A 12,311-nucleotide genomic window follows, 5' to 3' on the forward strand; every position below is an offset into this window, starting at 1 on the left:
GTTTTATTGTGGATGAGTCGAACTGCCTATTGTACCAAAGCATGTGGCGAAAATGTAGATGGGCTATGATAACAAATGTAGCAGATGAGTGTTAAATTTGAGCAAAATTTGCTAAGATGAACAGCACTATTACCGATCAGATTATTGCTATGAGCATTGCTGCTACTTCTTCAAAACTACATACCAAGATTTTATATCCGGGCACCTTTGACCCGATTACCAACGGTCATGTCGATTTAGTCACACGTGCGACCAAATTGTTTGACGAAGTGGTAATTGCGGTGGCATCCGGTCATCATAAAAAACCATTGTTTAATTTTGAAGAGCGTGTGGCTTTGGTTGAGACGGTGTTTGCTGATTTGCCGCAAGTATCGGTGATTGGTTTTGAAGGATTACTGGTAGATTTTATGCGTGAAAAAAATGCCACTGCCGTACTGCGTGGTTTGCGCGCCATGTCAGACTTTGAATATGAGTTTCAGCTTGCCAATATGAACCGCGAGCTGGATGAGAATTTTGAAGCTGTTTTTTTAACCCCGTCACAGAACTATTCTTTTATCTCATCAACCATGATTCGTGAAATCGCTAAATTGGGCGGTGATGTGACTAAATTTGTGCCCACTTGTGTGGCAGAAGCCTTTACCCAAAAGCTAGATATTAAATAACTGATATATTAACGTCAATGTTAAGTGCCATACATTTTAAACAACGATGAGTAATAGCAATCGCTATATGCTCAATCTTTCAGTTGAGAAAAATCAGCTGTACGTCGAATAACAAGGAGCAGTTCATGGCGCTATTAATCACGGATGAATGCATCAATTGTGATGTGTGCGAGCCTGCTTGCCCCAATAATGCCATCTCAGAAGGCGATGACATTTATGTCATCGACCCTGATTTATGTACCGAGTGCGTTGGGCATTTTGACGAACCTCAATGTGTGGTGATTTGCCCGATTGATTGTATCCCTCACGACCCGAATCATGTCGAAACCCAAAGTGATTTATTATCCAAATACAAACGCATTACTGGTCAGTAAAAAATGACAACTTCCGCAACAAACGCTATTCATAGTGATTTTGACCAGCAACATCTATGGCATCCATACGCAAGCCTGCCACCCACTTATCCTAATATTGTTATTGATCATGCTGACGGTGTCTATATATTCACCGAAGATGGCACGCGCCTAATTGATGGCATGTCATCATGGTGGGCAAGCGTACACGGCTATAATCATCCCAAATTAAATGCGGCGATTACCAAGCAATTGGGCAAGATGGCACATGTCATGTTTGGTGGATTGACTCATCAGCCCGCGATAGACTTGGGCAAAAAACTGCTTGATATCGTTCCTGCTGGACTCGATGCGATATTTTATGCCGATAGCGGAAGCATTGCAGTAGAAGTGGCGCTAAAAATGGCATTGCAATATCAGGTTGCCGCCGCGCGTCCAAGCAAACAGCAATTTGCCTCGACTCATTCTGGTTATTATGGCGATACGTGGCATGCGATGAGTGTTTGCGATCCGGTCACTGGCATGCACAGTTTGTATGGTAATCAATTACCGATGCAGCATTTTGTTCCGGCACCACCGATGGGGTTTGAGCGTGACTTAACCCAAAATGAACGTGATGAATTAACGACATTTTTCGCTGAAAATAGCGATAAATTAGCAGGTTTTATTATCGAGCCGATTATTCAAGGCGCAGGCGGCATGCGCTTTTATAGTCCGCAATATTTACAACTATTACGCCAATTGTGTGATGAGCATGATGTGCTTCTGATTGCTGATGAAATTGCCACGGGCTTTGGGCGTAGTGGTAAATTATTTGCGTGTGAGCATGCCAATATCAGCCCTGATATTATGACAATTGGTAAGGCGCTGACTGGCGGTTATATGACTTTTGCCGCAACCCTTTGCACGCGTACCGTTGCTGACACCATTAGCCAAAGTAATTATTCTGCATTAATGCATGGTCCCACTTTTATGGGTAATCCGCTGGCATGTGCGGTCGCTTGTGCATCAATTGATTTAATCCTGTTTTATGATATTGAAGTGCGCACCGCAAACATGCAATCTGTCATGGAACAACAACTTGCACCTGCGGCGTTATTAGAGGGCGTTGCCGAGGTACGTTGTTTGGGTGCAGTTGCCGTTATCGAACTAGACGACGCCGTTAATATGCCGACCTTTCAGTCTTTGCTGATTGAAAATGGCATTTGGGTGCGACCGTTTGGCAAATTGGTTTATATCATGCCTCCCTTTGTGATTACTGATGCAGAATTGGTCACTTTATGCCAATCATTGCTAAAGGTCGTTACCCTATATTTAACGCAACAAGGTCAAAAATGAGTGTTCTCTTTATCTCCGGAATTGATACCGATATTGGCAAAACTTATGCGACAGGCATGATTGCAAAAGCACTGATGCAACAAGGTTTTAATGTCATTACCCAAAAATTGGTGCAAACTGGGGTAGCAATAAATCCAGATAGCGGTGTGATAGGTATTGCGGATGATATTATTACCCATCGTCAATTGATGGATATTCCGCTACAGCCTTGCGACCTTGATTTTACCACTTGCCCTTACCGCTATGAAAAACCGGCGTCACCACATTTATCTGCAAGACTTGCCAATGATATTCTTAATCCTGATGTGATTACGAGCGCCACAAACAGTCTGCAAGCGGATTATGAGGTGGTGCTACTAGAAGCGGCGGGTGGCTTGTTAGTGCCCATTACTGAGAATTTATTAACCTTGGATTATATTGCTGAACAAGGCTATCCCGTTATTTTGGTCACATCAGGTCGGCTTGGCAGCATCAACCATACGTTGCTAAGTTTAGAAGCCATAAAATCTCGTGGTCTAGACGTTCATAGCGTGATTTATAACCATATTCATGATAATGCTGCACAGACGGATAAACAGATAGCGACTAGTACAGTTGATTTTTTGCAACATTATTTAGCGGAGAATTATCCAAATACGCATTGGTTATCTTTAACGGTGCAAGAAGATGATAATTTTAATAATGTGGATTTTATACTCCCTCAAAACTTTGTATAAATTACCGCTAAAAATAAGCTAAAAAAATTTCCGAAAGTAGGATTAATTTTGCTATACTAGCGCGCTTGGTAGACTAGGCAATCGCCGCTGCACACTGGCAACAGACATGCAGGGGAGGAAAGTCCGGGCTACATAGGGCAGCGTGCCAGCTAACGGCTGGGCAGGGTAACTTGACGACCAGTGCAGCAGAGAGTAGACCGCCTTTGGCTTATATGTTTATCGCAAGATATTCATGTCATCGGTAAGGGTGAAAGGGTGCGGTAAGAGCGCACCGCGTGGCTGGCAACAGTTCACGGCATGGTAAACTCCACGCGTAGCAAGACCAAATAGGTATCGGCATGGCGCGGCCCGCGTTCGATGCGGGTAGGTTGCTTGAGCGTATTAGCGATGATACGCCTAGAGGAATGATTGTCCACGACAGAACCCGGCTTATCGGTTTACCAACCTTTTTAGTAGTTTTTTAAATGTGTTTCTTTATTGGTTTATCTTTAAAGAGACATTGCAGTACCGGTTTGGTGTTTTAAAATTGCGCTTATTTTGAATTTAATTCAATATTTTTGCAAAAAATGCTTTTTAGGGGTTGACGACAGTCACTCATATCGGCATAATACCGAGCCTAAAATGGCGATGTAGCTCAGCTGGTTAGAGCGCATGACTCATAATCGTGAGGTCAAGAGTTCAAGTCTCTTCATCGCCACCATATTTTAAAAAACCAATCCTTAGTGATTGGTTTTTTTTTGCGTGTTATATTCTGATTTTAGCGTCGCTATATTTTTATCCTGCTATTGTGGTCGTTGTTTAGCAAGCCCATGAAATGGGTACTGACAAAATCGCCTTACTTTATAGTTGAAAACTGCTAGAATACCTGCAGATGTCTGCGTGTTATCGCGAGTATTGTCGCTGTGTTACGCTTGGCATTATAGATTGCTGATTTTTAATAGTTATTTTTGACACATACCAATCCCATTCCTCTTATTTAGTAGGCGCTTTGTGACTGCATTAGCCAATATTCGTAACTTTTCTATTATTGCCCACATTGATCATGGCAAATCGACCCTTGCCGATCGTTTTATTCAGATGTGTGGCGCGCTGCAAGATCGCGAGATGCAGGCGCAAGTCCTTGATTCGATGGATATTGAGCGTGAGCGCGGTATCACGATTAAAGCGCAGTCGGTGACGTTGTATTATGACCATCCCAATGGTGAGCGTTATCAGCTGAACTTTATTGATACGCCCGGTCACGTGGATTTTTCTTATGAAGTCTCACGCTCATTAGCGGCTTGTGAAGGCGCGCTATTGGTTGTTGATGCGGCTCAAGGCGTGGAAGCGCAGTCGGTTGCCAACTGTTATACCGCTGTTGATCAAGGGCTTGAGGTCATGGCAGTTTTGAATAAAATTGACTTGCCACAAGTTGAGCCTGAGCGTGTTATTCAAGAGATTGAAGACATTATTGGTATTGATGCCGTTGATGCGCCGCGCGTGTCTGCAAAATCTGGTCTGGGCGTTGATAAATTACTTGAGGCGTTGGTTGAATTTATTCCTGCGCCAACCGGTGATCGTGATGCACCGCTGCAAGCGTTAATTATTGACTCATGGTTTGATAATTATTTAGGCGTCGTATCATTAGTCCGTGTGCGCCAAGGTACGATTAAAAAAGGCGATAAGCTTTATATTAAATCGACCAAAGATGCGCATCTAGTCGGATCAATTGGTGTCTTTACCCCGAAGCCGTTAGAAACTGGCATGTTACAAGCGGGTGAAGTGGGTTTTATTATTGCGGGTATCAAGGATATTGCTGGTGCGCCAGTTGGTGATACGATTACTCATGCCAGTACGCCTGATGTTGATCGTATTCCTGGATTTAAGCAGATTACGCCGCAAGTCTATGCCGGTATGTTCCCTGTTGAGTCTACGGACTTTGAAAAATTCCGTGAAGCACTGCAAAAGCTACAAATTAACGATGCATCACTGTTCTTTGAGCCTGATACCTCAGATGCACTAGGCTTCGGTTTCCGCTGTGGCTTCCTCGGTATGCTGCACATGGAGATTATCCAAGAGCGTTTAGAGCGCGAATATGACTTGGATTTGATTACCACCGCGCCGTCAGTTATCTATGAGATTGTCAAAAAAGATGGTAGTACTATTTATGTTGATAACCCATCAAGATTGCCTGAACCGAATAATATTGAAGAATTCCGTGAGCCGATTGCCCGTTGTCAGATTTTAGTACCGCAAGATTATTTGGGTAATGTGATGACGCTATGTATTGAGCGCCGCGGTGTGCAAGTCGATATGCGCTTTATGGGTCGTCAAGTGCAGCTCATCTTTGATATTCCGATGGGTGAGGTAGTCATGGACTTCTTTGACCGTCTAAAATCGGTATCGCGCGGTTTTGCCTCTCTTGATTACAATTTTGAGCGTTATCAAGTAGATAAGTTGGTTAAAGTAGACGTATTAATTAATGGCGATAAAGTCGATGCGCTTGCCATGATTGTGCATGAAACCCAATCACGCTACCGTGGTAATGCGCTGGTGACCAAGATGAAAGAGCTGATTCCACGTCAGATGTTTGATGTGGCGATTCAGGCAGCGATTGGCAGCCAAATCATCGGGCGTAGTACTGTGAAAGCCATGCGTAAAGACGTCTTAGCGAAATGTTATGGCGGTGACGTGTCGCGTAAGAAAAAGCTACTGTCTAAGCAAAAAGCCGGTAAAAAACGCATGAAGCAAGTAGGCAATGTGGAGATTCCACAAGAAGCCTTCTTAGCTGTATTACAGGTTGATTAGATCATTGATAAACGAATCATCATTACTATTTTTACGGATGTCATCGTTGGATAAGTAGCTCGCTAATAGGCAATTGAGTATGGATTTTGATTTTAATTTAATTTTAGTACCATTAACCATTGGCTTGGGTATTATTTGGCTATTAGATAAGCTAACACTGAAACAACGTAAAACACGTGGTCGCGGTAAAGAGAGTATGTTGGTACGTTGGGCATATGACTTTTTTCCGGTCTTGGCTGTGGTGTTAATTGTACGCTCGTTTTTGATTGAGCCGTTTAATATTCCGTCATCGTCTATGGTGCCAACCTTATATACTGGCGATTTTATTGCCGTCAATAAATACGCCTATGGTGTACGTTTACCACTGACTTATAATAAGGTACTCGATACTGGTGCGCCTGAGCATGGCGATGTCGCCGTATTTCGCTATCCTGAAAATCCAAGCATTTACTATATTAAGCGCGTGATTGGGCTGCCCGGTGATACGGTCAGTTATAGTCAAGGAAAGCTTGCGATTAATAATGTGCCAGTCGCGACTAAAGCGGTTAATTTTGATGCCAATGCAGAACTGACTTCTCAATTGTATGGTGCCGGACAGATTGCTCCCGGACAATTTCTCAGTGAAGCTCAAGCGGTAGAAATGGGTCAGCAAGAAGAAGATCATGCGCAGTATTTCCAAGAAATGCAAGGTAAACATCAGCATTTGGTTCGTTATCTAACGGGCATGAACAGTTCGCAGTATGCACCATTTTTACAACAGCAAGCGCCAGAAGTAGTCAGCTCTGAAGGGACACAGTGGCGTATTAAAGTACCAGCAGGTCAGTATTTTGTGATGGGTGATAACCGTGATCGCAGTGCTGATGGCAGGTTTTGGGGCTTTGTACCGGATGATAATCTAGCGGGTAAAGCCGTCTATATTTGGATGCATAAGCCACCGGGTCTTAAGCTACCGACCTTTACGCGTAACGGTGCTATCGACTGATAACGCAACTAGCATAAAGAGTTATGATGATTATTTTGTAACTTGGCATAGCAATTTGATACAGCAGTTTAATAGTTGCCCATTTCACATATTTTATAGCGTGCTCAGGAGTGTTTATAGTGCAGCAACTTTCTAGTTTGTCCTCCCAGCGCGGTGCTAGTGTGACCAGTATTATATTGCTGTTAATTGTTATTGTAGTTGCTGGTAAGCTACTCATTGCGATTGTGCCTGCCCAAATTGGCGACTACCAACTGAATAAAGAGTTGGGCATTCAGCTTAAAGAAGCCAATAGTAATAATGAGACAGCGAAGCAGTTTCTTGACCGTGTCAATCGTCAGCTGTCTATTAATGCAAATTATGACACCAATGCAGAAGACGTGTTTACTTTTACCAATAAGAAAACAGGTCAGCTCGCTATTCATAAAAAATATGAGAAAACCAGTAACTTTTTTAGCAATGTTGATATTGTAAGCCGTTTTGAAGGGGACATCAAAGCGACTACAGAGTAAGGTAGCATTATCATCCTTGCTCTTCGACATAAGCAATGCGGCACTGTTTCTATACGACACAAAAGTGCTTTTAAATTCCTCTTTGTTCAGAATCTTTGTATATTTTGTCCTATTAGTTTTTACATTACTCCATTAGTTAGTCACATTAACAGGATAGCCAAAAACCACGCATGAAACCAACTTTACCACAAACCCAAATAGTACCTAAAGCCAAAAAAAACAGTGTATCTAGTGACAATGTAGCTAATACTAGTGAACCTGTAACGGTATCCGCAGAATTTATTCAACGATTGGCGGTATTAACACGCAAGTTGGGGTATGAGTTTAATGATTTAAGTTTACCGAAGTTGGCGCTGACGCATCGCTCATTTGATAGTAAAAAAAACTACGAGCGCTTAGAGTTTTTAGGTGACGCGTTGCTCGGCATGATTGTTGGTGAGGCGTTATATCATCGCTATCCTACTCAAAATGAAGGGCGGTTAACGCGTATGCGTGCCACTTTAGTACGTCAAGAGTCACTGGTGACTATTGCCCAAAACTTGGATTTGTCCAATCATTTAATTTTAGGCATTGGCGAGCGTAAAGGCGGTGGGCGTAATCGCGCGTCGATATTAGCCGATGCGGTGGAATCCTTGCTTGGCGCTATTTATCTAGACAGCAAAGATATGGAAGTTACTCGCGATTGTGTGCTAGCGTGGTATGGTGATTTAATCAATGACGTTAACGAACAAAAAGTCCTCAAAGACGCTAAGAGTCGTTTGCAAGAATGGTTGCAATCCAAGCAATTTGACTTGCCGCATTATGAATTAGTAGAAACGCGTGGCAATGCACCGTATCAGATATTTGTGGTACGCTGTGAGGTAAATATTATGAATTGCCCTAATATTACTGAGTCGGGAGAAAGCCGCCGCATTGCTGAGCAAAAAGCGGCAGAGCTGATGATTAATCAACTCCATAAACTCCCAAATTCCCTTAAAAAAATATAGCTTACGTTTATTTAATACCTGAAGGCCTCGATATATAAAAATATTATTTAATCGCAAAAGTTTAAGTTAAAAACACGCGTTTTCAGATAGCACGAATTTTTAGGCAGACAGCAACTAAATGCTCTGCTTCTATTATTGAAAACAGCAGAAATTATTGCAGAACACCACAGGAACGACCTATGAGCAATCACACTGATTTGCCATCTAACCATGAAGATAGTACCGAGAATATGACCGAAAACACAACTGTAAATACCAATGTAAGTGCCGTGAAAATTATTGATGACACGCAAAAGTCTGTGCAAGAAGATAGTCTTGTTGACCTAAACAACGATGACGCTATTGAAGATTTCTTTGCGCCAAGTGGACGCAAACGTTTAAGCGATGATTTTAAAACCGGTTATGTCGCGATTGTTGGTCGTCCAAATGTTGGCAAATCGACCTTGATGAACCATTTGTTGGGTCAGAAACTCTCTATTACGTCGCGCAAACCGCAGACAACCCGTCACCGCATTCACGGTATTTTGTCTAATGATGAGATGCAAGCCGTATTCGTTGATACACCTGGTATACATCGCAATGAAGTCCGTGCTATTAATGAGCGTATGAATAAAGCGGCAGTATCTGCATTGGTCGATGTTGATTTGGTATTGTTTGTCGTCGATTCAGACCAATGGCGTGATGATGATCTATTGGTCTTACAAAAGCTTGGTAATACCAATCTAACTGTGGTTTTAGTCATTAATAAAGCGGATACGTTAAAAGATAAAGGTACGCTGTTGCCATTGATTGAGACGTTTAGTGACAGCTTTGATTTTGCTGATATCGTACCTGTTTCGGCATTAAAAAACCAAAACTTAGATCGTCTACAAGAAGTGATTGCTTCACATTTGCCAATCGCTGCGCCTATTTATAATACCGAGCAAATCACTGACCGCTCAGAGCGCTTTTTAGCCAGTGAAATTATCCGCGAAAAAATCATGCGTAGTGCAGGTGATGAAGTGCCTTATGATTTAACCGTACAGATTGACGGTTTCAAAGATGAACCTGCGCACACGGATCCAAAAACGGGTCGTCCACGTAAAGCCTGTACCTTTATTGATGCGACAATATATGTTGAGCGCACTGGTCAAAAAGCCATTGTTATTGGTGATAAAGGTCAGCGTATTAAGCAAGTGGGGATGGACGCGCGTAAAGACATGGAGCTGCTGTTTGGCAAAAAAATCATGCTCACATTATGGGTAAAAATTAAGCGTGGTTGGTCTGATGATGAGCGTGCCTTAACGAGCTTAGGATATTAATAAGCCGTTAATGTAGAGCTAATACACCTGATTACCAACACGTGCAAAAGCTGCGTCAACAGTCAGGGCTGAGGTAATAAATCATGCGTAATGAAGCTTTAACCGGTTACTTATTACATCAGCGCCCTTATCAAGAAAAGCGTGCGCTTTATTATTTATTTTCTCAGCAGCATGGTGTGATTCATGGTATCGGTAAAAAAGGCGCGCCATTATTTGAGCCATTACAGTTATTTGCCACTGGTAAACGTGATTTAAAAACCTTTAGTCAAATCAATATCGTGTCATTAGCGCCTGATACCTCAAGCGCGACATCATTACGCTATGCTCAGATAAGCGGTCAACAGCAGTATGCCGCTTTATATCTCAATGAGATACTTTGGAAGCTATTACCGACTGAAGATCCAATGCCAGACCTTTGGCAGCATTATCAAGACAGTCTGCTCACATTAAAGCAGCAGTTGACGGCGCAGGAATTGCGACTATGTTTACGGCAGTTTGAGCAGTATTTGTTTGAGCAGTTAGGTTTTGCGGTTTCTTTAGTGCAAGACAGCAGCCTCGAGAGTATTAAAACTGATGATACTTATCGATTTTTACCTGATGTCGGTTTAGTGCCGATTGTACAAGCCAATGATAATGCAGATGCTACTATCCAAGTGGTTTTTAAAGGTAGCGAAATAGTAGCCATGGCGGAGTTAGGTATTACGGTAGCCACGCTTAGCGCATGGTCACGCTTGTATCGACAGCTAATGGATTATTTGCTTGATTATCAGCCGCTACAAAGCCGTTTACTTTGGCAACAGCAGCAACGTTACCAATCTTAAAGTCGTAGTTTAATCTAAAGTTAGTTTACTCAAACTTAAGCTTATTTAGCTCGAATTCCTTGTATTTAATGAACCGCATGTCAACTGAGTGTTATTAAAAGGACTTTTTTATGACAACTTTATCACCAGACTCATCTTCCTCTAAAAAGCCATTATTAGGTGTCAATATCGATCACGTGGCGACCTTACGTCAAGCGCGTGGTGTTGATTATCCAAGCCCCTTAGCAGCCGCATTATTATGTGAGCAAGCAGGAGCAGATGGCATCACCATTCATTTGCGTGAAGACCGTCGTCATATTCAGGATGCTGATGTTTATGAGATTGCCGCGCAATTGACCACCAGATTGAACTTAGAGATGGCAGCGACGACTGAAATGCTAGCGATTGCTTGTGAAGTGCAGCCATTCTGGGTCTGTTTAGTACCAGAAAAGCGCGCTGAGCTGACTACCGAAGGGGGTTTGGATGTTGCAGGGCAGGTAGCATGGCTGACGGATTATATTAGTAAGCTACACGATGCGGGTATTAAAGTATCTTTATTTATCGATCCTAATGAAACTCAAATAAAAGCAGCCGTTGCCTGTCAAGCTGATGCGATTGAGTTGCATACCGGTGCCTACGCAGAAATGGGTTTAGCCAATGATACTGCTGGACAGCAGACTGAGCTACAACGTATTAAGCAAGCGGTCAGCATTGCACAGCAAGCAGATAGTGATATGTTGATTAATGCAGGTCACGGACTGACGCGTGATAATGTCAATGCTATTGCGCAAATCGAAGGTATCTATGAGCTAAATATTGGTCATGCGCTGATTGCAGATGCTGTCTTTGTTGGTTTAATACAAGCCGTTATCATGATGAAGGTGGCTATGCATCAATAGGTAATTAAGCTGAGCAGTCAGTAGGATGCTCGCTGTTGGGTTTGTACTTAATGATTCCCGATTGATTGAAAGATATTTGATACATCGCTTTACTATATATTGAGCGCGGACAATATTTGATATGACCAAAAAATCCGCGCGGCTTTCCGCTATCGCCCGCAAATCTCACATAATGACGCTGCCCAGCGCGTAGATGCAGCGAACCGTATTTAGGGTTCAATCGTTGCTCTTCTATTAACACATCAACATTCGCATCAAAGTGGTTATTATCATTCTTATCTATAAATAATAATAAAGTCTTATTACTGTCTTTATTACAAAGGCCATTACTATCAGATAAGCACACCACAACGTTCTGACGTTGAATTAAACTCTCTGCTTTCGCCGATGTTAAGGTGTTCACCGTACTATATCTGATACGCTTAGCTTCCATATTCGCCAAGTGCGTCAAGATATAGGGCATAGCAATAGACATAATAATAGCCATAATTGATACGGTTACGATTAACTCTACCAATGTAAAACCATACTTATTTTGTATTTTTGAGTTCATATTTATAGGGATAAAAATCTCGTAGGAAAATTCAAATTGGAATAGTTTTTAGTGAGTGTTTATTCTAATATTTTTTCATTTAAATAGACTGAACTAAGAAAGATATAATACTTATCGCGTGAATAAATAATAACCATAGATTAGCAATTTAAAATTACATAATGACTCGCACTGATGATGTATCACTACTTTTATTTAAATTTTAATGACATATTTGACTATTAAAATGCATAGGAAACGGTTGTTATATGGACTATATTATATTTATGAAAAAATGTTTACTTTTATAATGTAAATTAATTATAAAAGTAATGTCATAAAATGTTACAATTGGTGAATACTGAGTTTTATTCATAGAGAAAAAGACTTAATTGTATTAAACTAAGTTTAGATGATAAAGACAAAGCAATGTATTACTTAGTGTC

At 41.7% G+C, this 12,311-nt stretch carries 12 protein-coding genes, 1 tRNA gene and 1 other RNA gene; 13 read left to right on the forward strand and 1 reads right to left on the reverse strand.

The annotated features are described in order from the left end of the window. The first annotated feature begins 149 nt into the window (after positions 1 to 149). The 13 genes from coaD to AOC03_RS08320 all read left to right on the forward strand — a co-directional run bounded on the left by coaD (position 150) and on the right by AOC03_RS08320 (position 11,333). Positions 150 to 662 (forward strand): pantetheine-phosphate adenylyltransferase, encoded by a 513-nt coding sequence (gene coaD / locus AOC03_RS08260; protein WP_062536627.1) that lies wholly within the window; start codon positions 150 to 152, stop codon positions 660 to 662. A 125-nt stretch (positions 663 to 787) separates the two neighbouring features. Next, positions 788 to 1,036: a YfhL family 4Fe-4S dicluster ferredoxin gene (locus AOC03_RS08265; RefSeq protein WP_062534996.1), complete on the forward strand. Its 249-nt coding sequence runs from the start codon at positions 788 to 790 to the stop codon at positions 1,034 to 1,036. A 3-nt stretch (positions 1,037 to 1,039) separates the two neighbouring features. After that, positions 1,040 to 2,353 (forward strand): adenosylmethionine--8-amino-7-oxononanoate transaminase, encoded by a 1,314-nt coding sequence (gene bioA / locus AOC03_RS08270; RefSeq protein WP_062534998.1) that lies wholly within the window; start codon positions 1,040 to 1,042, stop codon positions 2,351 to 2,353. Beyond that, entirely contained in the window at positions 2,350 to 3,069 is a 720-nt protein-coding gene (gene bioD / locus AOC03_RS08275) for a dethiobiotin synthase (protein ID WP_062535000.1), read from the forward strand. Before bioA ends, bioD begins: the two co-directional genes overlap by 4 nt. A gap of 65 nt (positions 3,070 to 3,134) precedes the next feature. Next, an RNA gene (gene rnpB, locus AOC03_RS08280) (RNase P RNA component class A) lies at positions 3,135 to 3,517 on the forward strand. A 175-nt stretch (positions 3,518 to 3,692) separates the two neighbouring features. Continuing rightward, a tRNA-Met gene (locus AOC03_RS08285) sits at positions 3,693 to 3,769 on the forward strand. Positions 3,770 to 4,059: 290 nt separating this feature from the next. Next, positions 4,060 to 5,856, forward strand: a complete 1,797-nt coding sequence (gene lepA / locus AOC03_RS08290) for a translation elongation factor 4 (RefSeq protein ID WP_062535002.1) — start codon at positions 4,060 to 4,062, stop codon at positions 5,854 to 5,856. Positions 5,857 to 5,935: 79 nt separating this feature from the next. Next, on the forward strand, positions 5,936 to 6,838 hold the full coding sequence (gene lepB, locus AOC03_RS08295) for a signal peptidase I (RefSeq protein WP_062535004.1): 903 nt from the start codon (positions 5,936 to 5,938) through the stop codon (positions 6,836 to 6,838). A gap of 119 nt (positions 6,839 to 6,957) precedes the next feature. Beyond that, on the forward strand, positions 6,958 to 7,347 hold the full coding sequence (locus AOC03_RS08300) for a DUF4845 domain-containing protein (protein WP_227514217.1): 390 nt from the start codon (positions 6,958 to 6,960) through the stop codon (positions 7,345 to 7,347). Positions 7,348 to 7,517: 170 nt separating this feature from the next. Continuing rightward, entirely contained in the window at positions 7,518 to 8,333 is an 816-nt protein-coding gene (rnc, locus tag AOC03_RS08305) for a ribonuclease III (RefSeq protein WP_062535006.1), read from the forward strand. A 179-nt stretch (positions 8,334 to 8,512) separates the two neighbouring features. After that, positions 8,513 to 9,634 carry a GTPase Era gene (gene era, locus AOC03_RS08310; RefSeq protein ID WP_157049300.1) on the forward strand — a complete coding sequence of 374 codons (1,122 nt, stop codon included), beginning with the start codon at positions 8,513 to 8,515 and terminating at the stop codon, positions 9,632 to 9,634. Between the two features lie 83 nt (positions 9,635 to 9,717). Continuing rightward, positions 9,718 to 10,455, forward strand: a complete 738-nt coding sequence (gene recO / locus AOC03_RS08315; RefSeq protein WP_062535007.1) for a DNA repair protein RecO — start codon at positions 9,718 to 9,720, stop codon at positions 10,453 to 10,455. Positions 10,456 to 10,565: 110 nt separating this feature from the next. Beyond that, positions 10,566 to 11,333 (forward strand): pyridoxine 5'-phosphate synthase, encoded by a 768-nt coding sequence (locus tag AOC03_RS08320; protein ID WP_062535009.1) that lies wholly within the window; start codon positions 10,566 to 10,568, stop codon positions 11,331 to 11,333. A 4-nt stretch (positions 11,334 to 11,337) separates the two neighbouring features. Here the strand turns inward: AOC03_RS08320 and AOC03_RS08325 are convergent, their stop codons facing one another. Continuing rightward, complete coding sequence (locus tag AOC03_RS08325; RefSeq protein WP_062535011.1) at positions 11,338 to 11,886, reverse strand: GspH/FimT family pseudopilin; 549 nt, start codon at positions 11,884 to 11,886, stop codon at positions 11,338 to 11,340. Between the last annotated feature and the right edge of the window lie 425 nt (positions 11,887 to 12,311).

Origin of the sequence: Psychrobacter urativorans, assembly GCF_001298525.1 — a bacterium.
Lineage (GTDB): Bacteria > Pseudomonadota > Gammaproteobacteria > Pseudomonadales > Moraxellaceae > Psychrobacter > Psychrobacter urativorans_A.